Annotated in this window: 24 protein-coding genes and 1 tRNA gene; 7 read left to right on the forward strand and 18 right to left on the reverse strand. The window is 64.5% G+C overall.

From position 1 onward, the window contains the following. Positions 1 to 4: 4 nt before the first annotated feature. From AC6I6S_RS06215 to AC6I6S_RS06225, 3 genes are all read right to left on the reverse strand, one after another. Positions 5 to 169 (reverse strand): hypothetical protein, encoded by a 165-nt coding sequence (locus AC6I6S_RS06215; RefSeq protein WP_497948866.1) that lies wholly within the window; start codon positions 167 to 169, stop codon positions 5 to 7. A 97-nt stretch (positions 170 to 266) separates the two neighbouring features. Continuing rightward, positions 267 to 977, reverse strand: a complete 711-nt coding sequence (locus AC6I6S_RS06220) for a DUF1028 domain-containing protein (protein WP_497948867.1) — start codon at positions 975 to 977, stop codon at positions 267 to 269. Positions 978 to 1,111: 134 nt separating this feature from the next. After that, entirely contained in the window at positions 1,112 to 2,587 is a 1,476-nt protein-coding gene (locus tag AC6I6S_RS06225) for a S8 family peptidase (protein WP_497948868.1), read from the reverse strand. A gap of 261 nt (positions 2,588 to 2,848) precedes the next feature. Between AC6I6S_RS06225 and AC6I6S_RS06230 the strand changes: the two genes are divergently transcribed. Continuing rightward, positions 2,849 to 3,205: a cell division protein SepF gene (locus AC6I6S_RS06230; RefSeq protein WP_497948869.1), complete on the forward strand. Its 357-nt coding sequence runs from the start codon at positions 2,849 to 2,851 to the stop codon at positions 3,203 to 3,205. Between the two features lie 200 nt (positions 3,206 to 3,405). Here the strand turns inward: AC6I6S_RS06230 and AC6I6S_RS06235 are convergent, their stop codons facing one another. Next, complete coding sequence (locus tag AC6I6S_RS06235) at positions 3,406 to 5,592, reverse strand: elongation factor EF-2 (protein ID WP_497948870.1); 2,187 nt, start codon at positions 5,590 to 5,592, stop codon at positions 3,406 to 3,408. Between the two features lie 274 nt (positions 5,593 to 5,866). On the opposite strand from AC6I6S_RS06235, the gene AC6I6S_RS06240 reads away from it, so the two are divergent. Next, positions 5,867 to 6,622: a DUF5781 family protein gene (locus AC6I6S_RS06240; protein WP_497948871.1), complete on the forward strand. Its 756-nt coding sequence runs from the start codon at positions 5,867 to 5,869 to the stop codon at positions 6,620 to 6,622. Between the two features lie 93 nt (positions 6,623 to 6,715). On the opposite strand, the gene AC6I6S_RS06245 is transcribed toward AC6I6S_RS06240, so the two are convergent. The 8 genes from AC6I6S_RS06245 to AC6I6S_RS06280 form a co-directional block, all read right to left on the reverse strand. After that, the gene (locus tag AC6I6S_RS06245; protein WP_497948872.1) at positions 6,716 to 7,324 is read right to left on the reverse strand and encodes a 30S ribosomal protein S7; all 609 of its coding nucleotides are present in this window, start codon (positions 7,322 to 7,324) and stop codon (positions 6,716 to 6,718) included. Positions 7,325 to 7,326: 2 nt separating this feature from the next. Next, on the reverse strand, positions 7,327 to 7,755 hold the full coding sequence (locus tag AC6I6S_RS06250) for a 30S ribosomal protein S12 (protein ID WP_497948873.1): 429 nt from the start codon (positions 7,753 to 7,755) through the stop codon (positions 7,327 to 7,329). A 214-nt stretch (positions 7,756 to 7,969) separates the two neighbouring features. Continuing rightward, positions 7,970 to 8,389, reverse strand: coding sequence for a NusA-like transcription termination signal-binding factor (locus AC6I6S_RS06255; protein WP_497948874.1), 420 nt, complete (start codon positions 8,387 to 8,389; stop codon positions 7,970 to 7,972). Next, positions 8,390 to 9,577 (reverse strand): DNA-directed RNA polymerase subunit A'', encoded by a 1,188-nt coding sequence (rpoA2, locus tag AC6I6S_RS06260; RefSeq protein WP_497948875.1) that lies wholly within the window; start codon positions 9,575 to 9,577, stop codon positions 8,390 to 8,392. It lies immediately after the preceding gene. Then, on the reverse strand, positions 9,570 to 12,533 hold the full coding sequence (locus AC6I6S_RS06265; RefSeq protein WP_497948876.1) for a DNA-directed RNA polymerase subunit A': 2,964 nt from the start codon (positions 12,531 to 12,533) through the stop codon (positions 9,570 to 9,572). The genes rpoA2 and AC6I6S_RS06265 overlap by 8 nt, the downstream gene beginning before the upstream one ends. Then, positions 12,534 to 14,363 carry a DNA-directed RNA polymerase subunit B gene (gene rpoB, locus AC6I6S_RS06270; RefSeq protein WP_497948877.1) on the reverse strand — a complete coding sequence of 610 codons (1,830 nt, stop codon included), beginning with the start codon at positions 14,361 to 14,363 and terminating at the stop codon, positions 12,534 to 12,536. Positions 14,364 to 14,369: 6 nt separating this feature from the next. Beyond that, entirely contained in the window at positions 14,370 to 15,944 is a 1,575-nt protein-coding gene (locus tag AC6I6S_RS06275) for a DNA-directed RNA polymerase subunit B'' (protein ID WP_497948878.1), read from the reverse strand. Next, positions 15,945 to 16,172, reverse strand: coding sequence for a DNA-directed RNA polymerase subunit H (locus tag AC6I6S_RS06280; RefSeq protein ID WP_497948879.1), 228 nt, complete (start codon positions 16,170 to 16,172; stop codon positions 15,945 to 15,947). It lies immediately after the preceding gene. Positions 16,173 to 16,476: 304 nt separating this feature from the next. On the opposite strand from AC6I6S_RS06280, the gene AC6I6S_RS06285 reads away from it, so the two are divergent. Together AC6I6S_RS06285 and AC6I6S_RS06290 are read left to right on the forward strand one after the other, a co-directional pair. Further along, positions 16,477 to 16,549 (forward strand) — tRNA-Asp (locus tag AC6I6S_RS06285). A gap of 276 nt (positions 16,550 to 16,825) precedes the next feature. Then, positions 16,826 to 17,248: a group I intron-associated PD-(D/E)XK endonuclease gene (locus AC6I6S_RS06290; RefSeq protein WP_497948880.1), complete on the forward strand. Its 423-nt coding sequence runs from the start codon at positions 16,826 to 16,828 to the stop codon at positions 17,246 to 17,248. Positions 17,249 to 17,815: 567 nt separating this feature from the next. Here AC6I6S_RS06290 and AC6I6S_RS06295 read toward each other — a convergent pair. From AC6I6S_RS06295 to AC6I6S_RS06310, 4 genes are all read right to left on the reverse strand, one after another. Further along, entirely contained in the window at positions 17,816 to 18,547 is a 732-nt protein-coding gene (locus AC6I6S_RS06295) for a protein-L-isoaspartate O-methyltransferase family protein (protein ID WP_497948881.1), read from the reverse strand. An 82-nt stretch (positions 18,548 to 18,629) separates the two neighbouring features. Then, complete coding sequence (locus AC6I6S_RS06300; RefSeq protein ID WP_497948882.1) at positions 18,630 to 19,598, reverse strand: methyltransferase domain-containing protein; 969 nt, start codon at positions 19,596 to 19,598, stop codon at positions 18,630 to 18,632. 64 nt (positions 19,599 to 19,662) lie between these two features. Then, positions 19,663 to 20,340 carry a protein-L-isoaspartate(D-aspartate) O-methyltransferase gene (locus AC6I6S_RS06305; protein ID WP_497948883.1) on the reverse strand — a complete coding sequence of 226 codons (678 nt, stop codon included), beginning with the start codon at positions 20,338 to 20,340 and terminating at the stop codon, positions 19,663 to 19,665. 1 nt (position 20,341) lies between these two features. After that, positions 20,342 to 20,995 carry an HVO_0476 family zinc finger protein gene (locus tag AC6I6S_RS06310; protein ID WP_497948884.1) on the reverse strand — a complete coding sequence of 218 codons (654 nt, stop codon included), beginning with the start codon at positions 20,993 to 20,995 and terminating at the stop codon, positions 20,342 to 20,344. Between the two features lie 138 nt (positions 20,996 to 21,133). On the opposite strand from AC6I6S_RS06310, the gene AC6I6S_RS06315 reads away from it, so the two are divergent. Next, entirely contained in the window at positions 21,134 to 21,622 is a 489-nt protein-coding gene (locus AC6I6S_RS06315) for a hypothetical protein (RefSeq protein WP_497948885.1), read from the forward strand. 92 nt (positions 21,623 to 21,714) lie between these two features. Here AC6I6S_RS06315 and AC6I6S_RS06320 read toward each other — a convergent pair whose 3' ends face one another. Then, complete coding sequence (locus AC6I6S_RS06320) at positions 21,715 to 22,662, reverse strand: aminopeptidase (RefSeq protein WP_497948886.1); 948 nt, start codon at positions 22,660 to 22,662, stop codon at positions 21,715 to 21,717. Positions 22,663 to 22,837: 175 nt separating this feature from the next. Between AC6I6S_RS06320 and AC6I6S_RS06325 the strand changes: the two genes are divergently transcribed. Both AC6I6S_RS06325 and AC6I6S_RS06330 read left to right on the forward strand, forming a co-directional pair. Then, positions 22,838 to 23,851 (forward strand): type II glyceraldehyde-3-phosphate dehydrogenase, encoded by a 1,014-nt coding sequence (locus tag AC6I6S_RS06325; RefSeq protein ID WP_497948887.1) that lies wholly within the window; start codon positions 22,838 to 22,840, stop codon positions 23,849 to 23,851. A gap of 68 nt (positions 23,852 to 23,919) precedes the next feature. Next, on the forward strand, positions 23,920 to 24,315 hold the full coding sequence (locus AC6I6S_RS06330; protein WP_497948888.1) for an Hsp20/alpha crystallin family protein: 396 nt from the start codon (positions 23,920 to 23,922) through the stop codon (positions 24,313 to 24,315). On the opposite strand, the gene aglF is transcribed toward AC6I6S_RS06330, so the two are convergent. Then, positions 24,302 to 25,090 carry a UTP--glucose-1-phosphate uridylyltransferase AglF gene (aglF, locus tag AC6I6S_RS06335; protein ID WP_497948889.1) on the reverse strand — a complete coding sequence of 263 codons (789 nt, stop codon included), beginning with the start codon at positions 25,088 to 25,090 and terminating at the stop codon, positions 24,302 to 24,304. The genes AC6I6S_RS06330 and aglF overlap by 14 nt on opposite strands. Between the last annotated feature and the right edge of the window lie 180 nt (positions 25,091 to 25,270).

Genomic DNA, 25,270 nt, shown 5'->3' on the forward strand with positions numbered 1-25,270 from the left:
CGGGCTACTCGAGGTGAAACAGGCCGAGCGCCTCCCGGATGTGGTACGTCACGTCGTCGTCCTCGCTCTGCTCGAGTGCGTCAGTGAGGTGCTGGTCGATTCGCGCGTCGATCGGTTCCGCCGCGCTGTTCTCCTCGTCTCCGGTTTTCTGACACGTGCGCCCCACCATCGTCAGGGGTATTGACACGATTCACACATAGTCCCTTTTCTGGGTTCGTAGAGAGTACGAAGGAGTAGAACGTTCGGGCGATCCGACGGTGGCCGACTCAGTCCTCGGTCGCCTCGATCGAATCCTCCTCGTAGGCCTCTTCGTATCTGGCCATCGCATCTTCGTAGCCCTGTTCGGCGAGCGAATACGTCTCACGGAGGTCCGCGATTGGCGTCTCGGTCGCGTCGACGCGCAGGTCGTTGGAAAACGGCGCCAACTCCCGCTCCTCGGTCGTCCGAACGAGCACCGCCGCGCTCTGGATCGGCAACTCCTCGCGTTTGTCCCCGCCCTCCGCGTGGCCCGCCTCGAGGGCGTCGATCAATCGCTCGGCCAGCGGTGCGTCGGGGTCGCTCCCCTCGTAGCGCTCGGCGGTCGCCTCGATCACCGCTTCGCCGGTGAGGAGGTTGCCCGCGACGGTGTAGCCCTCGCCCTCGCGGTGGCCGTACCACTCCTTGCACTCCTCGCCGGAGAAGGCGAACGTCCCCTCGCGGTCGACCCCGTGAAGCTGGCGCTGGGGTGCGCCGTCGTCGGCCGCCAGCAGCGCCTCGAGGGCGTCCTCGACCGCGAGACCGTCGTCGATGTACTCGATGCCGCGCCGGCCGAGGTCGACGTTGACCAGGCTCTGGGTAGCCACCGCGCCGTTCTCGCTGGCGAACGGACACAGCGTTCCGACGCCCGGCAGCCGGGTCGTGACCGCGACGCCGAATCGGTCGTGAGCCTCGCCGTCCTCGCCCTCGTATGTCTCGTGGACGCAGATGCTGAACGTCATAGCCGGAGACACGAACGCGGTGCGCAAAAAAGGGCCGCTGGCGGCAGACGCCTCATACGGACTGCTGTAACTGTTTACCGGTGCAACCGCGACCCGTCTGCAGTTGCACTGGTATTGGCTTACAGCAGACCGTCTCAGTAGTCCACCGTCTCTGTCGCCTCGTTGCCTGCCTCGTCTGTGACCGTCAAGCGGACGCTGTCGGGGCTGTCCCGGGTACGGAGGTCGTGTGTCCCCGAGGCGCTCGAGCCACTAACCGACGAGCTTTCGGAATCGAGGACGCTCGAGCCGGCGAGCAGTTCGCTGGTCACGGAGTCGAGTGCGCCGTCGTCGTCGGAGACCGCCCAGTCGACGTCGGCGTTCGACCAGGGACCGTTTCCAGAGGAGTCGACCGAGAACGTATCGATCGTCGGCTCGGACTCGACCGGATCGTCGTCGCCGTTGTCGTCGTCGCCGTTGTCGTCGTCGCCGTCGTCGCCGTCATCCTCGATGTCGAGTGCAGCCGCGACGTTGAGTCGGCCGGCACCCTGTTCGGTGTCCTCGAGACCGATGTCGTCGGCGGCCGCTTTCAGGTCGTCGCGAACGTTCGACGGGTTCGTTCCCGCCGAGATGAGGGTTGCAGCGGCACCGGCGACGTGGGGACACGCCATCGAAGTTCCGGAGAACTCGGCGTAATCGTCGCGCGGAATCGTCGAGAGCGTGTCGACGCCGGGTGCGGCCAGTTCGACCTCGGGACCCGTCGAGGAGAAGTCCGCGAGGTCGTCGTTTTCGTCGGTCGCGCTCACGGCGATGACCTCGTCGTAGGCCGCGGGGTACCCCACACAGTCAGAACACGGGCCGGAGTTGCCGGCCGCAGCGACGATGACGACGCCCTGATTCGACGCGTACTCGACCGCATCCTCGACGGCCGAAGAGCCGCTGTCCGCACCGAGACTCATGCTCTGGACGTCGTGGCCCTGGTCGGCCGACCAGACGATTCCCTCTGCGATGTCGTCGAACGTGCCGCCACCGTCACACTGGAGTACTTTTACGGCGTGGAGCGTGACGTCCGGCGCGACGCCGAGCACCCCGACCCCGTTGTCCGCCGCGCCGACGGTTCCGGCGCAGTGGGTGCCGTGGTCGTTGTCGTCGTCCCACTCCTCGAGACACTCCTCGATGTCGTTACCGCCGCCGAACGGGCCGCCGCCACAGCCGGTCGTACAGGCGGCATCGTCGGTCGCGTACCCCTCGCCGAGGTTCTCTGCGAGGGTCTCGTGGCCGGCGTCGATTCCCGTGTCCAGGACGGCGACGCTGACCCCGTCGCCCGTCTCACCGTCATCGATAGCGAGGTCGGCGTTTACCGTCTCGATACCGTACGGCGTCGTCTGGCTGAGTGCGTGCATCCGACCGTTCGGTTCGACGTAGCGAACGTTCGGATTGTTCTGAAGGCCCCGGACCGCCTCCGCCGAGAACTGCCCGGAGACGGCCTTCCCGATGCCGCCGAAGTCGAGTTCCTTTCGAACGGCGTCGGCCGCCTGACGAGCGGTCTCGAGTCCGCTGTCCGGTTCGACCCCAACTATATAGCTGCCGGCGTCGGCACCGGCCACCTGTCCTGCAAGCGCCGATGTCGCCACACCGGCTCCAACTCCTTTCAGAAGCGTCCGTCGTGAGACGTTGTCATTCGTCATGATACGTTAAACCACGGCTACACTCATGCGAAGGCGATATATAATAAATCGGGATATTCTCGTTAGGAAGATACCAATAGAAAACACATATGGCTGTTCTAATGTATGATGGCCTACGGTGATTAGCCGAGTGTCACCATCGATGGTGGGCCCCCATCGCGCCGTCTGACGCAAGAACTATACCGGCGGCGACGGTGGCTTTCCCCTATGGGATTGATGAACAAGATCATCGGTGGCGGCGGGTCACGGAGCACGGAGGAGTACGTCGAACTCGACCTGGACGACGTCGCCCAATCGACCGGGGAGGCCGGCATGAACGTCCATACCGCCCAGATAGACGGACAAGCCGCCGCGATCGACATCAAAGACGCCGTCTACGATGGCGATATCGTCATCGCGGACATCACCCGTCTGCGCACGAAAGACAGCACGACCGAACACATCGTCGACGAACTCCGCCAGGTCGCAAAGGAAGTCGACGGCGACATCGTCCTCAAGGGTGACGACCAGATCATCATCACCCCGACCGGCGTCGGCATCAGTCGGGAGAAACTCGGCAGATAACAGCCGACAAACGCGTAGACCCGTCTGACGACATCACTTCCGCTTCTCGAGGTTCCGTCGATCGCACCGTAAGAAGTTCTGACAGGAGCCACTTCGCGATGCAAATGCCGCCCCACCGAGCGGGGCCGCTCCCGAAACCGAGCCAGCGTCCAACAGCGCCGTCGCTAAACGACGAGAAAACGGAAAGAGGGAGTGAGTCGTTAGATGTAGTTGATCGACGGCGGCAGTTCGAGCTTCATTCCCTTGCGCTCGCGGATGTTCATGATCTCCTCGGTCTGCAGCGAGTCGGACATGACCTCGAAGCCGGCGTTCTCCGTGTTCCAGGAGGCACGGCCCTCGGTGGCGGAGCGGATGTCGCTCGCGAAGCCGATCATCTCCTCGACGGGTGCGATACCCTCGACGACCATGAGGTCACCCTCCTGGTACATGTCGTCGACGCGGCCACGGCGACCCTGAATCTCGCCGGAGGCGGCGCCCATGTGGTCGTTGGGCACGTCGATACGACAGTCCTGCATCGGCTCGAGCAGCTTGATGTGGCCGTCGATCAGCGACTTGTGGACGGCCTCCCGCGTCGCGGGGATCACCTGCGCCGGACCACGGTGGATGGTGTCCTCGTGGAGCTTGGCGTCGTGCAGGCGGATGAGCGTTCCCTGGACCGGCTCGTTGGCGAGCGGGCCGTTGTCGAGGGCCTCCTCGAGCCCCTCGATGAACAGCTCCATCGTCTCGTTCAGGTGCTGGATACCCTTCGTCTCGTCGAGCAGGATGTTGGTGCCGTGGATATGCTCGACGACCTGGGAGTCATCCTTGTCCATGCCGGCGTCCTGCAGGGCCTCGCGGCGCTCCTGCTCGGGCATGTCCATCGTCGCCTCGCCCAGCTTGAGCGTCTCGACGATCTCCTCGGAGAGCGGCTCCGCGGAGATGTAGAAGCGGTTGTGGCGGTTGGGCGAGATACCCTCGACCGTGTCGCTTGCGCGCTGGACCGCCTCGCGGTAGACGACGATCGGCTCACCGGTGTTGACCGGGATCTTCTGGTTCTTCTCGATACGCTGGGTGATGACTTCGAGGTGAAGCTCACCCTGCCCCGAAATGAGGTGCTCGCCGGTGTCCTCGTTGATCGTGATCTGGATCGTCGGGTCCTCCTTGGAGACCTGGCGCAGCGTCTCGATGAGCTTCGGCAGGTCGTCCATCGTCTGGGCCTCGACGCTCTTGGTGATCACGGGCTCGGAGATGTGTTCGATCGACTCGAACGGCGTCATCTCGATGCTCGAAACGGTCGAGCCGGCGATGGCGTCGCGAAGACCGGTGACCGCGGCGATGTTCCCGGCGGGAACGTTCTCGACTTCCTCGCGCTCGCCGCCCATGTAGATGCCGACGGACTGAACGCGGTTCTTCCCGGCGGTGCCGGAGACGTACAGCTCCTGGCCCTTCTCGAGGGTGCCCGAGAAGACGCGGCCGGAGGCGATCTCGCCGGCGTGTGGGTCCATCCCGATGTCGGTGACCATGAAGACGACCTCGCCGGATTCGTCGACCAGACGCATCGTCTCGGCGAGTTCGGACTCGTCGTCGCCGCGCCAGATGCGCGGGATACGACGGGGCTGGGCGTTGAGCGGGTTCGGGAAGTGCTCACAGACCATGTCGAGAACGACGTCCGACAGGGGCGTGCGCTCGTGGAGCTCCTGGCGCTTGTCGTTCTGCTCGAGTTCGATGATGTCGCCGAAGTCCATCCCGGTGCGCTGCATCGAGGGCATCGAGACACCCCACTTGTACAGCGCCGACCCGAAGCCGACGGTGCCGTCCTCGACGGAGACCGTCCAGTCGTCGACGTCGTCCATATCCTGGGTCATCCCCTCGATGAGTTCGTTGACGTCGCCGATGACCTTCAGGAGACGCTCCTGCATCTCCTGTGGCCCTTCCTGCAGTTCACTGATGAGGCGGTCGACCTTGTTGATGAACAGCGCGGGCTTGACACCCTCGCGGAGCGCCTGCCGGAGGACCGTCTCGGTCTGGGGCATCGCTCCCTCGACGGCGTCGACGACGACGAGCGCACCGTCGACGGCACGCATCGCACGGGTGACGTCGCCACCGAAGTCGACGTGGCCCGGCGTGTCGATGAGGTTGATGAGGTGGTTCGTGTCCTCGTACTCGTGGGTCATCGAGACGTTCGCCGCGTCGATGGTGATCCCACGTTCCTGCTCGTCTTCCTCGGTGTCCATCGCGAGCTGTTCGCCGGCAGTCTCGTCGGAGATCATGCCCGCACCAGCGAGGAGGTTGTCAGAAAGTGTCGTTTTGCCGTGATCGACGTGAGCGGCGATGGCGATGTTCCGGATGTTCTCCGGTTCGTCCATCAGCCGTTCACACTCTTGGACGATTTTCTTGCGTCGGCCCATATACCCCCTACTATCGGTAGCGGGGTCAAAAGGGTAGTGTTTCGCATCCGGCGACGTCATTTCGCCGGGTGCGAAGCTCGTCGCGCCTGAAAGGTGCGACGGTGTTTCGCCGCGGCCGGAAACCCGGCGAACACCGCGTCTGACCGGTGAAAGTCAATTTTACGTGAGTGAATGCCACGCACCGCAGCCACCGGTGATAGCCCAAACAACTCACCGCACCCCAGCACAGACGGGCGCAAGAGCCATACCGCCGCAAACCCTGATACGGGTACACATGGATCTCCGCGTACAGGGACCGGGCCCGACCGCGCCCTTTCTCGGGGCCCGGGACCTCTTCGAAACCGAACACGACCTCTCGCTGCCCGTCCACGTCCGCCTCAGGACCGATCCGGACGAACGAACCTGGGCCGCCCACTACGACGACCGCCACGTCCTGAACATCTCGAGGCAAGCCGCCTCGAGCGCCCTCGCCCGCGAACTCGCCCTCCACGAGTTCGCCCATATGGCCCGCCACGAGGAGAGCCACCCCTCACACACCCAGTCGACCGAGGAGGTGCTCTACCTTGCGCTGGCCGGAAAGACCGTCGAACGCCGCAAACTCGCCCACTGCTACCAGATCGCAAATCACATGAAGGACATATACGCCGACGACATCACCCTCGCGGTGGGTCCCGGCGAGAAGCTGCTGTCGTTCCTCGAGTCCTCGCTCGCGACCGCGCTCGCAGATCGGCCGGGAACGCCGCCCGGTCCGGATTTCACTCGCATCTCGCCGAGTGCGGATCCCGAAATCACGGCCGTCAACGCCGCCTTCGCGCTCGCACTCGCCGAACGCCACGACTTACTCGAGGCCGACCACCGGCTGTACGACCTCGCCCACGCCGCCAGCGAGGACGCCCCCGGCGTCGACTTCGAGGGCTTTCGCGAGCGGTTCCGAGAGCTCTCCCGGGAGCCCGACTCGAGTTCCTACCGGCAGGTGCTCGTAGATGCGACGCGAGCGTACGTCGGCTCGGGGCAGCAGGCAGCCGACTGACGGTTCGTCCAGCGGCCGTCCGATCGGTGCCGCCAGCGAGTGAGCGCCATCGCTCGAGGAACGAAACAGGGGAGCGAAAAAACGGAAATCCCGTTAGCGGGCGGCGGCCGCGACGCGCTCTTTCTCCTCTTTCTGGCTGATCGCGTAGGTGCTGACGTCGTAGTTGGCCGCGCCGGTGAGCTGGTTGGCGATGGCCTCGGGGACGGAGGTCGGCGTCTTGAACGATGCGCTCTGGACGCCGTCGGCGATGAACTTCAGCGCCTGGTCGACCCGGCGCTGCGGGGCGACGTCGACCGCTTTAGGGACCGAGATTCCGCCGTACTTCAGGCGGACGGTCTCCTCGCGGGGCGCGGCGTTCTCGACGGCCGTGACGAGCACCTGAGCCGGGTTCTCCTCGGTGCGCTCGTGGATGAGGTCGAACGCCTCGCGGACGTGTTTCAGGTTCTGCTGTTTCTTGCCCGTGTTCTCCTCGGTCTGCATCAGCCGGTTGATGAAGCGCTCGACGACCGAAACTTCGGACTTCTGGAACTGCTTGCCCGCGTGGCGACCCGCGGTGTGGGCGACGGGGGTCACGGCGAGATACCGCTCCGTCGAGGGGTCGTTGTACGCGATCTCGGAGACGTCCCACTTGCCGAACAGCTTCGCGGTGAGCTCACCGCCACCGGCGGGGGCGTCGGGTTCGGGTTGATCTTCTGCAGCCATGGTTATCGCACCGGTTTCTCTGCGTTACCGCGAACGAGTTCGAGCAGCGCGACGCCGTTAACCTTGTCCACTTTGTAGTTGACGCCGGAGATGTCACCCATCGCACGACCCTTCGCCCCACCGATACCCGCGATGGTGACTTCGTCGTGCTCGTCGATAAAGGAGATCGCACCGTCACCGGGACAGAACGCGGTGACCTGCTTTCCGTTCTTGATGAGCTGAACCCGGACGCACTTTCGGATCGCCGAGTTAGGCTGCTTTGCCTCGATGCCTACCTTCTCCAGAACGATACCTCGAGCCTGCGGGGCGCCCTCGAGCGGGTCGGACTTCTCGCGAAGGCCCCGTGCACGGCGCGCGTAGTCGGAGTCGGACCACCGCCGCTGCTGGCGGTCCTTCTTGAGCTTGCGCGCGGCGTATTTGCCGTTTGCCATGCACGTCGCTATCCGACGAAGGCACTTAAGCGCCCCGTTTCGATTTCCGTATTACGCCTCGAGAGCGGGTTATCGACCTCGCTCGAGGAATCTGAGGCCGTCTCGCTGATCGACGTTACGCCTCGAGCGACGACGAGCGGGTCTCGGCCGCCCTGAGAGACGAGGACAGGAGGGCACTCGCTCGAGCCGAGTCGGTCGGGAACGGGAACATCGTTCAGAGCAACTGCACGTCGTCGATCTCGAAGTGACGCCGCGCGAGCGTCCGGGCGGCGTCGATCGTCCGGCCACCGGTGCCGATGGCTACACCGCGGTCCTCCTCGGCGATCTCGACGTAGGCGACGGTGTCCTCGTTCTCGCTGATCGTGACGTTGTACACCGCCGCTGGCGCGAACGCGTTCGCGACGAAGTCCGCGGGGGTCTCGGCGTGTTCGATCAGTCGCACCGGCTTGCCGACGCGCTCCTCGAATCGCTCGACGTGCTGGCCTCGCGGTCCGATCGCCTCCCCCATCTCCCCTCGAGCGACGACGACGAGGAGGCGATCCCCGTCGATCACGCAGTCCCGGCCGGTCGCCCCCGTGATCTCCTCGAGAGTCGCGAGGTACTGGCGGGCGTCGTCCGAGAGGGTAACGACCATCTAGTCGGCCTTCGGGCTGGTCGAGCCCATCCGGAGGTCGACGTCGCCGGTGCCGAGTTTGATCGGCTTGCCGACGATGACGTTCTCGGTGACGCCGTTGAGTTCGTCGATCTCGCCGTGGATCGCGGCGTTGAGCAGGTGATTGACCGTCACCTCGAACGCCGCGCGGGCGAGGACGGAGTCCTTCGATCCCGAGATGCCGTGGCGACCGATCGACTCGATGGTCCCCTCGTTGGTCATCATGTCCGAGACCAGCATCAGGTGACGAACGTTGACGTTCTCCAGCCCCTGCTCTTTCAGGGTGTTGTTCGTCTCCTCGATGATCGCCTCGCGGGCGGCTTCGATACCGAGGTTGCGGTGAATCTCGTGGATGTTGTTACACGTCGTTCGGGAGGCGTCGACGCCCTCGATCGAGAGCACGTCACCGAACGCCGATCCCTCGGTGTAGAGGACGAACTGCTCGTCGCCGTCCTCCATCTCTTCTCGGCGGATGACGACCCGGGAGATGTCCTCGATACCCTTGAACGTGATGTCACGAAGCTCTTCGACCAGCTGGAGCAGGTCCCGATAGGAGGGCTCCTCGGGTCCGAACTCGACGGCCGTTCCGTTCTGGACGGTGTCCACGCCCAGCGAGTCCTCGATGATCTCGGCGACCTCCTCGGGCGTGATCATCCGCTCCTCCAGGGTGTCGCGGTTGAGCGAGATCTGTACCCGCATATCCGCAACGTTCGTCGACACGTCACCGAGTGCGAGGATCTTGGTCGCCTCGATCTTCCAGACGACCTCGTGAGCCATCTCGCGCTCGGTGGCGTACTCGTCCTCGAGGTACACCGTCATCATCGGCGTGTCCGGCGTCTTTCGGGCGTCGACCAGTTCGATGAGTCGCGGCAGCCCCTGGGTGACGTCGATCTCCGCGACCCCCGCGTAGTGGAACGTGTTCATCGTCAGCTGCGTTCCGGGTTCGCCGATCGACTGGGCCGAGACGGTGCCGACGGGGTCGAGCGGGTCGACGCGCGTCTCGAGGTAGCGGTTCTCGACCGCCTGTGCGATCTCGTTGGCCTGCTCCGTGGTGATCCCCGCGCGGGACTCGACGGTTTCGTAGACGCGGTCTTTGAGCCGTCGCGGGAGATCGGTGTCCTCGACCAGCGCGATCACGTCGTCGTCGACGTCGAAGGTGACCTCAGTCATCGGAGCTCACCTCCGTCCCCGAAGGGGCCCGCCGACTGTCGGCGTGCTCCGAGAGGTTCGTTGGCCGCCGCTTGGTGCCGAGGAACTCGGCGCGTTCGTCCTCGGAGGCGAACTCCGAGTCGAGGACGCGGTCGGCGATTCGATCGACGTCGATGTCGTGTTCCTCGTCGTAGCCGACCTGGACCGGCGAGGTGCCGTCCTCGCCGAACTCGAACTGGACGATCGTGTCGCTCGTGTCCCGAACGGTGCCGTCGTACTGGGCCTCGAGCTCCGACAGCGCGTTGATCAGCCGACGCTGGAGGTAGCCGGACTTGGAGGTCCGGACTGCGGTGTCGACCAGCCCCTCGCGGCCACCCATCGCGTGGAAGAAGAACTCCCGCGGGGTGAGGCCGGCCGTGTAGGAGTTCTCGACGAAACCGTGTGCCTCCGCCGAGAGGTCGTTCGGCTTGTAGTGGCTGAGGGTGCGGTCCTCGTAGCCGCGGTTGATCCGCTCGCCCCGAACCGCCTGCTGGCCGACGCAGCCGGCCATCTGGGTCAGGTTGAGCATCGAACCACGCGCCCCGGAGTTCGCCATGACGACCGCCGGGTTATCCTCGGTGAAGTGCTCCTCGGCGATGTTCCCGGCGTTGTCACGCGCACGCGAGAGCGTCTGCATGATCTTCATCTCGAGGGTCTCGTCGACCGTTCGGCCGGGCAGACTCTCGAGCTCGCCGCGCTCGTAGGCCTCGATCAGTTCCTCGACCCGGTCGTTGGCGTCGGTGATCGTCTCGTCGATCCGAGACTGGGCCTCCTCAGGGATCGTCTCGTCGTCGATCCCGATCGAGAACCCGAAGTGCATGATCGCCCGCATCGCGAGCGTCGACACCTCGTTGATGAAGATCCGGGCGCGGGTGTTGCCGTACATCTTCGTGATCGTGTCGACGATTTCGCCGCCGAACTCGCCGACCTCGTCCTCAGCGATGGTGCCCTCGATGAGCTGGCCGTCCTCAACGATCACGTCCTCGCCGACGGTGCCGGTGAACTCGAGGTTCAGGTCGTCGGGCAGGAGTTCGGAAAAGACGTCCCGGCCGGTCCAGAACGGCTCGTCCTCGTCGTCAATCCCGCTCGGCTCGGGCAGTTCGTCGATTCGGGTCGCCCGAAGCAGATCGAGCGCCTGCGTCTCGTTGAACCGCGGGTTGTCGTGAGTGAGCAGGTAGGTCCCGCTGATGTGGTCCTGGATGGCGCCGATGATGTTCCCACCGAAGCGCGGACTCAGGATCTGCTCCTGGACGCGCATCAGCACGCGGGCCTCCGCGCGGGCCTCCTCGTTCTGCAGCGCGTGCATGTTCATCTCGTCGCCGTCGAAGTCGGCGTTGTACGGCGGACAGACGACGGTGTTGAGTCGGAACGTCTTGTACGGCATGACCACGACCTCGTGAGCCATGATCGACATCCGGTGAAGCGACGGCTGGCGGTTGAAGATGACGATGTCGCCGTCGATGAGGTGACGGTTGACCTCCCAACCGGGGCCGACCGTCTGAATCTCCGACTCCTCGGCGTCCTCACCGACTCCCGCGAGCGCCTCGCAGTTCTTCTCGGTCACCTTCAGGCGGCGACCGTCGGGTCGGCGGACGTAGTTCGCGCCGGGGTGGCCGTTCGGACCGTTCGCGACGTAGCGTTTGGCCTCCTCGACGTTTCGCTCGGTGACGAGCATCGTCTGGGTCATCTCCTTCGCCACGCGGTCCGGAACGCCGACCTCGTTCAGCGAGAGGGTGGGGTCCGGGGAGATGACGGTTCGGGCCGAGAAGTTCACGCGCTTCCCGGACAGCGAGCCGCGGAATCGGCCCTCCTTGCCCTTGAGTCGCTGGGAGAGGGTCTTGAGGGGGCGGCCCGAGCGGTGCCGGGCCGGTGGCGTCCCGGAAATCTCGTTGTCCATGAACGTCGTCACGTGGTACTGCAGCAGCTCCCAGAGGTCCTCGATGATCAGCTGTGGCGCACCCGCCTCGCGGTTCTCCATGAACCGCTGGTTGATCCGGATGATGTCCACGAGCTTGTGCGTGAGGTCGTCCTCGGAGCGCTGGCCGTTGTCGAGCGTGATCGACGGCCGTGCGGTAACCGGCGGCACCGGAAGCACGGTGAGAATCATCCACTCGGGACGCGAGCGCTCGGCGTTGATGCCGAGCACCTCGATGTCCTCGTCCGGAATCGCCTCGAACCAGTCCCGGATGTCGCTCGGCATCAGTTTGTTCGTGTCCTCGACGGTGAGGTCGATGTCCAGGGCCTTCTCGATCGCCTTTCGTTGACTCTCGCGCGGCCGGAACGACCCCGAGAGGATCTCGTTGATCCGGCTGAGGTCGATCTCGGTCTTCGCGGCGAGTTCGTCGGGCGTCGTCCGCTCGACGCCGGCCTCCTCGTCTCCCTGCATCGCACCCGCGATCCGCTGGGAGTACTCGCTCGAGAGCACCTGCTGGACCTCGTAGTACGTGGTGGGTTTCTCGTGTTCGATGTCGTACTGGATCTCACCGCAGTGGGGACAGCGATCCTTCTTTCGGGCCTGGCGGATTGCGGCCTTCGTCACGTTGTTCAGGTCGTGACCCAGCTTGCGGTGGTTGTCGATCTGGCCGCGGAACTCCTCTTTCTCGTCTTCCGTGAGCAACAACCGCGAGCACTCCCGGCAGGTTCCCCGGAGCAGGCGCCGGATGAGCTTCGTGAACCCGACGTGGATCACCGGCGCGGCGAGTTCGATGTGGCCGAAGTGGCCGTTACACGACCCCGAGTGTTTGCCGCAGGTCTTGCACTCGAGTCCGGGGTCGATCACGCCGAGACGGGGGTCCATCAGCCCCATGTCGATGGGGAAGCCGTCGTCGTCGTAGGTGTCGGCGGTGATGATCTTCGTCGCGCTCATCTCTCGGTACTCCTCGGGCTCCATCAGCCCGAAGTTGATCGATCCGATGTCTTTTGGTGTCGATTGAATCATTTAGACGGCGTCCTCCAGTTCCAGTCGCGGTGCGATGCCGAGCGCTTTCATCTCGTCGAGTAAGAGCTTGAACGCGTAGCTCATCTCGATCTCGTGGATGTCCGTCTCCTCCTCGCAGTTCGGACAGTACACTCGGCGCTGTTCGACGTTCTCGACCGCACTCATCCCGCAGTTGCCACAGACGTGGATGAACTCGCGGTCGGACTCGTCGAGCAGCCGTTCTTTGAGCGTCATGGCCGCGCCGTGACCGATGAATACGTCGCGCTCCATCTCCCCGATACGCAGTCCACCCTCCCGGGCGCGACCCTCCGTGGGCTGGCGGGTGAGAACCTGTACCGGCCCGCGCGAGCGGGCGTGCAGTTTGTTCGAGACCATGTGATAGAGCTTCTGGTAGAAGATGATCCCGACGAAGATCTCGGCCTCGATCTTCTCCCCGGTGACCCCGGAGTACATGGTTTCCTTGCCCGCCGAGTTGAACCCGTTCTCCTCGAGTCCGCCCCGCAGTTCGTCCTCGTCCTCGCCCAAAAACGGCGTGCCGTCGACGCGACGGCCCTCCATCGCACCGAGTTTGCCGCCGATCATCTCGAGGATGTGACCGACGGTCATCCGCGAGGGCAGCGCGTGCGGGTTGACGACGAGGTCGGGCACGACGCCCTCCTCGGTAAACGGCATGTCCTCCTGGGGCGCCAGGTGACCGACGACCCCCTTCTGGCCGTGCCGAGACGCGAACTTGTCCCCGAGTTCGGGGATTCGCTCGTCCCGTACCGACACTTTCGAGAGCTTCGAGCCGTCCTCGCCCTCCATCAGTGTGACGGTGTCGACGACGCCGCTCTCGCCCGAGCGCATCGTCACGCTGGTTTCGCGGCGCTTCTGGGGCGAGAGACCGCCCATGTCGTCCGGCTCCTCGAGGAACCGGGGCGGGCTCGTCTTCCCGAGCAGGACGGAGTTCTCGTCGACCGTCGTCTCGGGGTTGACGAGGCCGTCCTCGTCGAGGTGGGTGTACGCCTCCTCACCGCGAGCGCCGCGGACGTCCTGGGAAGGAATCTCGAAGCGGTCCTCCTGGCCGCCCGGGTACCGGCGTTCCTCGCCCTCGTAGGTCCGGAAGAAGTGCGAACGCGCGAGCGCGCGCTCGACGCTGGCCTTGTTCATCACCAGCGCGTCCTCGATGTTGAACCCCTCGTAGCTCATCACGGCGACGACGAAGTTCTGGGCGGCGGGTCGGTCGTCGAAGCCGATCTGCTCGGTCGTCTGGGTCTTGACCATCGAGAGCTGGGGGTAGTGAAGCAGGTGCTGGCGCGTATCAGGCCGGATGCGGTAGTTCGCACTCGGCAGTCCCAGCGACTGCTTGATCATCCCCGCCCCCATCGTAATCCGGGGGCTGGCGTTGTGCTCGGGGTAGGGAATCATCCCCGCACCGATCCCGAAGATGAGCTGGGGATCGATCTCGAGGTGCGTGTGATCCTCGTCGAGTTCCTCCTCGTCGACGGCAACGTAGATGTCCTCTTCCTCCTCGGCGTCGATAAATTCGATGTAGCCGTGGTCGACGAGATCCTCGAACTCGAGGTCGCCGTTCTGGAACGCCTCGATCTCCTGGCCGGTGAGCCGGGGCTCGCCGTCCTCGACGACGAGCAACGGTCTGCGGGCGCGGCCCGCGTCGGCGTTGACGATCACTTCGCGCGTGCGGTCTTTGACCGACACGTTGACCATCTCGCTGACGTCGCCGAGTCGGCGGGCTTCGCGGATCTGTTCGGCCAGTTCGTGCGGATCCGGATGTGTCCCCACCAGCGATCCGTTGACGTACACCTTGGCTTCTCGTTGTTGACTGCTCATGGATTGTTAGTCGTCTGCCGGCGTTCGAGCGGTCCCCTCGAGGCCCGGAATGCCCTCGACCCCCATCGACGCCAGTTCGCGTTTGAGTTCCTGTTCGTCCTCGACGTTCTGGGAGAGCTCCATCGCCTGGGCGAAGTTCTTCACCAGTCCACAGTTCGGCCCCTCCGGCGTCTCGGAGGGACAGATGCGACCCCACTGGGTCGCGTGCAGGTCACGCGCCTCGAAGTGAGGCTGGCTGCGCGACAGCGGCGAGCGCAGCCGGCGCAAGTGCGAGAGCACCCCCATGAAATCCGTACGGTCGACGAGCTGTGAGACGCCCGAACGGCCGCCCACCCAGTTGCCCGTCGCGATCGGGTGCTCTAAACGCTCGGTGAGCACGTCAGAACGCACGACGGTGTTCACCGAGAGGTTCCGGTTTCGCATGTTGGCGCGCTCGAGCTGGTACTTCACGTCGCGAGCCAGTTTATTCAACGCGGTCCGGAACAGGTCCTTCATCAGGTCGCCCGAGACCTTCAGTCGCTTGTTCGCGTAGTGGTCCTTGTCGTCGGATTCGCGCCGTCCCAGCGCGAGTTCGAAACACGCCTCGGCCATCCGACAGAGGTAGTGTGCCTTGTTGATGCGGACGTCCTCCTCCTCGACGCCCTCCTCGTGGAGGTGTGGCAGGAGGTACCGGTCGATCACGTAGTTCGCCCGCTTGAGCTGGTAGTTCTTGCCCTGGCCGGAGGCGACGCGCTTTCCGAGGGTTTCGATCGCCTCCTCCTCGGTCTGGACCTCGGCCTCCTCTAAGTTCTCGAGCATGTACTTGACGACCTCGGGGTCGTTCGACACCTTGTGGACGATCTCCTCGTCGGACTCGAGCCCCAGTGCACGCACGAGCGTGACGAAGTTGATCGAGCCTGATACCGAGGGGAACGAGACCTCGAGCAGCCCGTTCCGGGTTCGCTCACACAGCACCAGCGCGCGGTAGCCCCGACGCTGGCTGAACGTCTTTGCGACCTGGATCTCGTCGCCGTACTTGGTGTCGTACTCCGCGAGGATCTTGTTCGGCGCGAGGTCCTCGGAGGTCATCAGCACGCGCTCGGAGCCGTTGACGATGAAGTAGCCGCCGGGGTCGGCGGGGTCTTCGCCGATCTCGATGAGTTCCTCGTCGGAAAAGCCGGCGATGTTACACTTCTCGGAGCCGACCATGATCGGCATCCGGCCGATCTTCGTCTCCGTCGAGTCGACGACTCGCTCGTCACCCTCCTCGCCCTTGACGATGCTCATTTCCATGAACACCGGCGCGGAGTAGGTGATGTTCCGAAGCCGCGCTTCCTGTGGGTAGAGCAGTTCTTCGGAGCCGTCGGCCTCGCGAACCCGCGGCGTCACGACGCGGACGTCGCCCAGTTCGACGTGGACCGGTTCCTCGCCCTCCTTGTCGCCGATGTCCGTGTCGATCGTCGCCTTCTCGTCGACGACCTCCTGCATCCCCCGCAGCAGGAAGGCGTTGAACGAGCGGTAGTGGTGCTCTGCGAGTCGTTCTCTCGAGAAGTACTCCCGGGAGATGTCGCGTCGTTTGTCTTGGTCGGTTTCTATTGCCATTTAGTCCACCACGAGTCGGTATACTACTGCCTGATCGGTCGTGCGCGAGTCTCGAACGATTTTGATGACGTCGCCGACGTCCGCCTCGTCGGGAAGCGCCGGGTCCTTGCGTTTGATCTTCGGTAAGTCTGTGCGGTCGATGTCGTACTCTGAGAGCACGTCCTCGAGAACGTTTTCCTCGAGAACGGTGTGCTCCGGAACGAGTTCGTGTTGGCTTACGTCTACCATGTGTTGGTGTGGGCTACCGGGAGAGAAGCGGCTGTCACGAGATACTACAGGGACGTATCGGCGGCAGGCATTTAACGGTTTCTAACTGAAGCGAAGCCGCCGCTATCCGGTCTGGCGAACCTGACCGGGGGAGCCGTTCACACAGGAGGTACCCCGTTCTCGGTTAAATCCCTTGTGGGTACTGTGACTCACTGACACGGAAACGGTCGAAACGGCCGGAACCGTGGGCAGGTGCGTCCTACCACAGGACGATCGATTGGAAAGCCTTAATACTCCGACCCGGCAACGAAGAGATGCGAAGTAAGCCCGGGTGGTGTAGTGGCCTATCATACAACCCTGTCACGGTTGTGACGCGGGTTCAAATCCCGCCTCGGGCGCTTTTCCGATCGTAACTTTACGAACGGTCAGTGTACTGTCACTGGTGTCTATATCGAAACCTAACACAAGAGATCTGAACTATTGAACCAGCGAACGCAGTGAGCGAAGTTCAAAGGGTTCAGATCCCACCGCACGCAGATCCCGTCTCAAGCTCGTTTCGACGGCAGGTCTAAAGAAACGGAGCCTGCGCCACGTTTGCTTGTGAGAACCCACAGACGGGAGTGTCACCACTAGTTCCTGCGCTGATTTAAATACGAAAACGAGCCACACGCGGTATGGGCAATTTGAAGGAAATCGGAGATGAAACAGAGGCAGTAGTTCTCGCTACTATCGTTTCGAGCGGCTACAGTGTTGCAGTTCCGTTCGGGGACAACGACAAGTACGATCTGATCATCGACGACGGGGGCGAATTGTATCGGATACAGTGTAAAACAGCGTGGCAGAACCAGACCCAGACGATACGGTTCAATACACATTCTCAGACGACGAAAGACGGACACTATCACGAGCAGACGTATCGTGGAGCGGTCGACGCGTTTCTGGTTCGCTATCCGAACACCGACCAACTGTACTGGATCGATGTCGACGAGGCAACGGAACAGAAAATGGAACTACGGTTCGAGGCGAGTATCGATCATCCGTCGATCAACTGGGCTGAGGATTACGAGTTCGATGGAACGATTCCATCAAACGAATAACGCAACGCAGACAATCGATACAAGACCGGCAACCAGTCATGCTGTATTTATTGCCAAGGGATCCCTCGGCGGGCGGTAATGAAGCGCGGGTATCGGAAAGATGGCTCGAACGAAACACGGAGCGCTCGATCACCGATCAAAACGGATACTGGAGCCGACGTCTTGCCCCGTCGCTGACAACCCCCGGAGTTGCCGAACTGCCCGCGACACTGCTCGAGAGCGAGCGCGAAAGTCTCGTCGTCGAAACCGGGACGAGCTGCGGCGCTCGAGGTCTCTTCGCAGATTTTCCTCGGGTGGTCAAGCGGACGCTCGATAATCAGTCATTTGTCAGGAAAACCTAATTAATTAGTATGTTCGTCGGGTGAGCACTAAACAGATAGACGGTATCTTTAATTACCCTCCGCTCTTACCAGTAGTTGGCGATCTGAGACTGACTGTCGCCACCCCCCCCCCCCCCAACTTTTCCCCCCTTTCCGTACGACGATAGTAGCGGTGGTGAGAGCGATCGGTCTCGTCTCCTGGTAAGCGGTTGCTGTCAGTACCGGTAGGGGATTCCCACCGAACGAATCAGTTCCAGTCGATCCACTCCTGTTCCCAGCCGGCACGTGACGCCGCATGTTTGCGCGCGTACTCACCGTCTTCTCTGGCCATGCGGTTGCGCTCGAGCGAGCCGGATTGTTCACCCTCGACGAGCAACGGATCGAACGAAACGGTATCGAATCGCTCGCACGTACCGTCGGCTGCGACCGCCTCGAGGCGCTGGCGCCTGCTCCCGCGTGGGAACACCAGTCGCCCGTCGTCGTCGAGCTGGTCGAGCAGCGCTCTCGGCGGGTCGACGGCGGCCGCCTCGACGAGGATCCGATCGAACGGTGCGTACTCGGGGAGGCCGCGTGCGCCGTCCCGGCAGTCGACGAGGACGCCGCCGTAGCCCGCCCGCTCGAGGTTCCCTCGAGCCTCGTAGACCACGGGACGGGCGATGTCGACGGCGTGGACGTTCGTCTCTCCGACGAGTTCGGCGACGACGGCGACCGTGTAGCCGACGCCCGCACCGACGACGAGTACGGAGTCGCCCCTGCCGACGTCGAGCGTCTCGAGCAGACGAGCGGCGGTGCTGGGCGAGAGCACGCGGGTTCCGAGGCGCTCGCTGTCGCGGTCGGCGTAGGCGAGTTTCTCGTCCTCGAAGAACACGTGGCGCGGCACGTCGCGCATGGCGACCGCGACCGCATCGTCGGCGAGGACGGCCTTGGACTCGTGGAGCAGGCCGTCGACCATGTCCTCCCGCAGTACCGCCAGGTCCATACCGCGGGTATCCAGCCGACGGTAATCAAAGGAGCGCTTGCGCAGCCAGCCGGTCGGGAGACCGCGCACCGCGGTAGGACGCTTACGAGTTCGCGGGGGTTCGCCCACCGATTGCCTGCCGATCGGTTCCCGGGACGTCCTCGAACCGGACGTCCGCGAAGCCGGCGCGGCGGAACCACTCGCGATAGGTCGACTCGTCGTACGCCCGTCCGGCGGCGGTTTCGAGCAGCGCGGTCGCGGTCGCCCGGCTCGCACCGGTCGAGTGACCGCGCACCCGGTCGACGACGACGAACCAACCGCCCGGCTCAAGGGTCTCGAACGCCGAGTCGAACAGCGCTTGGTTTTCCTCGGGACCGTGTCTGTGCGTGCGGTCGATCGAGACGACGAGATCGATCTCCGGGGGCGACCGCGACGGGGCGGTGACCGCACCCTCGCTGTTGGGTGCCTCGAGCGTCGAAACGTCCGAGCCGGCGAGTACCGCTCGCGAGGCCTCGAGTCGCTGCGCACGATCGACCAGCGTCGTCGCACAGCCCCGAGCACCGAACTCGACGGCGTGGCGGCCCGGCGCTCCACCGACGTCGAGAACGCGGCTCGAGTCGGGCGCGAACCGACAGGCAGCGGTCACAGTCGCCCTGATTTCGGCCTCGTTCGCGGTCGCGCGAGCGGCCAGCCGGTGGCGCTCCTCGAGTTCCGAGGGCGGGGCTGGCCCGTCGGTTCGGAGCGTCTCGGAGAGTTCGACCCCCCGATCCAGCCTGTCGAGGGCGACCGGAATCGAACCGATAGAGCGGATATCGGTCTTCGCGAGAAAGCCGAGTGCGCGGTTGGTCGGCTCGTAGACGTCCGTTTCGGCGCGCGTCGACGGCACTCGTCGGAGAAAGCCCTCGTCCTCGAGTATCGCGACGACGGCCTCGGCGCTTCGGCGGGGGAGCCCCGTTTCAGTCGCGAGATCGGCCGGCGTGTCCGCACTGGTCATCAGCGCCTCGAGCGCGCCGGTTTCGCGAGCGGCCCGCAACACGAGTAGCGTCTCGGGGTCGAGGGACGGTCGAGTCATACTCCGAGGTCACGCGGCGAAGAGAAAAGCGCCGTGCTCGGCCCGAGGCGAGCCAGGGAGGGGTTCAGCCGCGCATCCGAACGAACCGAACGCCGCCGTGCTCGCTCCGCTCGAGCGAGCCGTCCTCACGTTTGTCGATCGCGACGAGCGTCTGGGAGACGGTCCCGACCGGTGCAAGCAGCCGCCCGCCGGGCCGAAGCTGCTCGAGCAGCGCGTCGGGAACCGCGGCCGTCGCACACGTTAGGTAGATCGCGTCGAAGGGGGCGCGCTCGGACCACCCCTCGCGGCCGTCGCCGACGCGAACCGCAACGTCGCCGTAGCCGATCTCGGCGAGTTTGTCGCGGGCGCTCTCGGCGAGTTCGGGGCTGTATTCGACGCTCGAGACGTTCCCGTCGCCGACGATTGCGGCGGTGACGGCGGCGTGATAGCCACAGCCGGTGCCGACCTCGAGCACCTCGTCGCCGGGCTCGAGGGCGAGCAGTTCGGCCATAATGCCGACCATGTGGGGGGCGCTGATCGTCTGGTCGTCACCGATGGGAAGCGGCTGGTCGCGGTAGGCCCGGTCTCGCTGGGCCGGCGGGACGAAGGCGTGACGGGGAACCGTCGCGAGCGCCTCGAGCACGCGCTCGTCGGTGACGCGACCGCTCGTGGCGAGTCCGTCGACCATCCGTTCGCGATCGGCTCGCCTGTCGGGTTCGCGGCTGTCGTCGCCGGTCGGTTCGCGGTCGCCGCCCCCGGTCATCTCACCAGGCCGACCAGGCGGTGGAGGTCTGATCGAAGGCGTAGACGCGCTTGATGTCCTTCGCGAACCCGAGATCCCCCTCGACCTCGAAGCGGTCGCGGCGGTACCCTTCGGCGTCCCCGCGGACGACGAAGGCGTCGATCTCGAACTCGTCGTCGCCGAACTCCTCGACGGCGCCGACCTCGAACTCGTAGTCGCCGGGGACGTAGACGGTGACGCTGCGGCTATCCTCGCGCGAGCCGTCCTGGGGGTGGATCGTGACGTCGACGGAGACGTTGTCGATCTCGCGGGTCCAGACGGTTTCGACGTCCTCCGCGACTGCGGACTCGCTGCGGCGCTGGTCGCCGACCTCGAGGCTCGTGATCTGCACCGTCGAGAGCACCTCGTCGGTCTCGAGGAGGAACTCGTCGCCGGTCTCGAGGGTCTCTTCGGCGGGCGTCGTCACGTTCGCGGTGAAGGACTCGCCGTCCTGGGAGACGACGACGTCGATCGTGACCTCGCGTTCGCGTTCTGGCTGGATCTTGTGGACGTGACCACACTCGCTGCAGCGGACGGTAAGGTGGCCGCCGCCCTCCGTGAGGACCTCGTGGACCGTCTCGAGGTCGGGCGAACACGAGGGACAGGGTGTCGGAATTCGATCCGGGATCTCGCTCATACGCCGGGATACACGCTACGGGCGTAAAAGGCGATTGGACCGGGGACGGCTCCCGACTCGCGCATTCGAGCTCCGATCCTGGACCGCGCTCGTGAAACCGACCAGAAGAAGTTTACTGACCGACACGTAGTATCGGCTATGGATCTCGCGCGACGGACCGTTCTCCTGGCAGCCGGCGGGACCGGTATCGGCGTCGCCGGCTGTCTCGCTGGCGACGATTCCCGGGACGACCCAGCCGCGAACGGCTCTTCGTCGAACGAATCGTCGGAACGGACCGAGATTCTCGAGACGAGCACCGAGGCCGGCTACGACGCCGAGGCGGAGTGGGAGGACCCGCCCACGGTTAGTTATGATCCCGACGACCGAGAGGTCCGGGTGACCGGATCGTTCCCGATCGGGAACGACTGCTACGACGAGCGGATCGACGAACCGACATACGACCCGGATACCGACGAGTTGCGAGTGACGATCGGGCGAGAGCACGATGGCAGCGACGTCTGCGGAGACGTGTTTCAGGCGACCTCGTACCGAATCGTCGTTCGGTTCGACGGTCCCCCACCCGAAACCGTCGTCGCGACCGAAGACGGCGCGTACGGGACCGAGTCGGTTCGCGAATCCCTCGAGTAGCGCGCGACCGAACAGCGGCCAAAGTCAACGGCCGTCGAGGCGGTCAAGGTTCGGAAAGATCGATCTCCTCGTCTCGCGGTTTCACCGCTCGACTAGGCTCGAGGAAGTTTCACTTCCTCACCAGCCGCATACACCGTCGGCTCCCGCAAAATGCCGTCGAGGTGGATCGGCGCGTCGACGTCGCCGCCGATCCCCGCGTCGTCGCCGATTGCGATGTGGACCGTGCCGCCGGCTTTCTCGTCGAGCAGCACCGAGCCGACGAGTTCGGTGACCGCGACGTTCGTCCCGATACCGAGCTCCGCGAGGTTGTAGGCGGCGTCGCCCACGTCTTCGGCGGCCGTCTCGACCGTCTCGCGGATCTCGTCGTCCGAGATGTGCGTGACGAGGCCGTTCTCGACGTCGAAGGTCAGTTTCTGCTCCTCCTCGAGCAGCCCGTGAGGGCGCATCGTGCCGTCGACGACGAACCGGCCGTCGGCGCTCTCGGGGCTGACGAATACCTCGCCTGCAGGGAGATTCGACATCTCTCCTGCGTCGTGAACGATGCCGGTGTCCGAGAGGAACTCGCGGTTCGCGACGTCGAACGTGATGTCGGTGCCCGCCTCCGTCGTCACCCGGACCTCGCTCGCGCCGTCGACCTGCTCGCGAACGTCCGCACAGTGGGCCGCGATCTGCTCGTAATCCGCGTCGAGGCCCGTCGTGAACACCTCCTCGGTGATGCCGGGGAGGGTGGCGACGCGAGCGCCCGCCTCGTTGGCCTCCGAGCGAGCGCGGGTGTGGCTCAGGCTCTTGGTCGTCGGCGCGAGCACCACGTCCGCGTCGGCCATCGCCGCGGCGACGGGTGCTGGTGGTTCGCTCCCGTGGGTCGGCCCCGGCGGGTAGCGGACGATCACGGCGTCGTCCGTGATCTCGCTCGCGACGTCGTAGAGCGCCTGGCCGATCGGTTCGCGCTTGTCGTCGGTAACGATCGCGCACGACTCGTCTTCGGCGAGGTTTAGACACTGTCGAACCGCCGTCTCGGCTGGTCCACGCAGGGATGACATACTCGAGTATGGCGGTAGTGGGCGGATAGGTGTTGCTCTCTGCCGGCGCGCCGTTGGGGGTGTCTTAAGGGCACACGATCGACACTGAAACGAGGTATAGAAACTCCCAAACGAGTAAAAATCAGCAGCGAACGCTCGAAACGATTATCCGCGTCGGTGGTAGACTGGCGGATACATGCTACAGGTCGCCATCAATGGCTACGGCACGATCGGGAAACGCGTCGCGGACGCCGTCCGCGAACAGCCCGATATGGAGGTGCTGGGCGTCGCGAAGACCCGTCCGAACTTCGAAGCCGAAACCGCCATCGAGAAGGGGTACCCGCTGTACGCCGCCATCGAGGATCGCGCCGACCAGTTCGCCGAGGCAGGCCTCGAGATCGCCGGCCCCGTCGACGACCTCGTCGACCGCGCCGACGTCGTCGTCGACGCCACCCCCTCGGGGATCGGCGCCGAGAACAAGGCGCTGTACGAGGAGTACGAGACGCCCGCACTCTACCAGGGCGGCGAGGACGCCGAGGTGGCGGACGTTAGCTTCAACGCCCGCTCGAACTTTTCGGAATCCGTCGACGCGGACCACGTGCGCGTCGTCTCCTGTAACACCACCGGCCTCTCCCGTGTGGTCGCCCCTCTCGAGGAGGCCTACGGGATCGAGAAGGTCCGCGCGACGCTGGTTCGCCGCGGCGGCGACCCCGGCCAGACCTCCCGCGGCCCGATCAACGACATTCTGCCGAACCCGGTGACGGTTCCCTCCCACCACGGCCCCGACGTCAACACCATCTTCCCCGACCTCGAGATCGACACGCTCGGGATGAAGGTGCCGGCGACGCTGATGCACATGCACAGCCTGAACGTCACGCTCGAAGAGGAGGCCGACGCCGACGACGTCCGCGACCTGTTCGCCGACGAGTCGCGGCTGTTCCTGATCCCCGAGACGGCCGCCATCGACGGCAGCGGCAAGCTCAAGGAGTACGCCCACGACGCCGGTCGACCGCGTGGCGACCTCTGGGAGAACTGCATCTGGAAGGAGTCGATCTCGACGGTCGGCCGCGATCTGTATCTGTTCCAGGGCATCCACCAGGAGTCCGACGTCGTCCCCGAGAACGTCGACGCGATCCGCGCGGTCACCGGCGCGGCCGACGCCGAAGACAGCATGGAGACGACCGACGAGACGCTCGGGATCGGGTTCTAAACCCGCGTTCGGCGGCGAGTATGAGAGCCGACAGAAGGTTTTTGCCGTGGCACCGTCTAGGCTCACGTATGCGCCGAGACGACCGCGACGAGCCCTTCGACGACCTGTTTCGCGAGATCGAGCGGATGATGAACGACATGATGCGCGGCGCCGACGTCGACTTCGAGTCGAGCAGCAGCATGGAAACCGGGTTCGGCGCGGACACCCACGTCGATGTCCACGAAACCGACGACGAAGTGCGAGTCGTCGCCGACCTTCCTGGGGTGCCAAAGGAGAACATCGACCTCGAGTGCGACGGAAAAACGCTCACGATCTCCGCCCACAGCGACCACCGCGAGTACGACGAGCGCGTCACGCTTCCCCGTCGCGTGAACGAACACACCGCGAACGCGACCTACAACAACGGGATTCTCGAGGTCGTCTTCGAACCCGCCGAACAGTCCTCGGACATCAGTCTCGAATGACGTGTTTCGAGTTCGCCGGGAGGGCTGACGATCGACTCGACTGATTATCTGGCGGTGCGGGTGCGCGTTCCTGGAGGCGCTGTTCGGCTTCGTCTCGGTCCTCCGGGTAGCCGACGTCGATGCGCCAGCCGTCGAGGCCGATCGCGTCGATGGTGCGCCCCGAGCGGATGAGTAGGTCGATCGCCTCGCTGATCTCGTACTCGCCGCGATTGCTCGGCTGGACGAGATGGCAGGCGTGGAAGATGGCGGGCGTGAACGTGTAGAAGCCGGTCATCACCAGGTTCGACGGCGGCTCCTGTGGCTTCTCGACGACGTCGGTGATCTCGCCGTACTTGTTCGTATCGCAGACGCCGTAGCGCGAGGCTTCCTCCCAGGGCACTTCCTCGACGAGGAACGCGGCGTCCGCCCGATCCTCCTGCTGGCGGCGGACAACGTTGTCTAAGTTCGCCTGGAAGATGTTGTCGCCCAGCATCAGCATGAAGTCGTCGTCGACGTGCTCTTCGGCCGTGAGGAGCGCGTGTGCGAGCCCCTTCTGTTCGCGCTGGTGGCAGTACGTGATCGGGACGCCCTCGTAGCTATCACCGTAGTGGTCGATGACCCGTTCTTTCAGGTAGCCCACGACGACGACGAACTCGTTCGTCCCGAGTTTGAGGAGGCGATCGAAGCAGTGCGTGAGAATCGGCCGACCGTCGACCTCGACCATCCCCTTCGGTTTGTCTTCCGTGAGCGGCCGAAGCCGGGTCCCCTCCCCCCCGGCAAGTACAACAGATCTCATGGCCCTACTGGGCGACCTCCCGTGAAAAAGACGTTTGGATGGTTACGCCCGGTGTGTACGAAGATTCCTCGCTAAACAAGCTGTTGCCCTGATAGTCCACGAGGCGCGAAAGTGTCTTCTCGAAAATAGTGGATGGCGATCGTCGGCTGCGGTCACTCGTGACGGCGAATTCGCTCCCTT

The sequence above is a fragment of the Natrononativus sp. DTA114 genome (assembly GCF_059736515.1).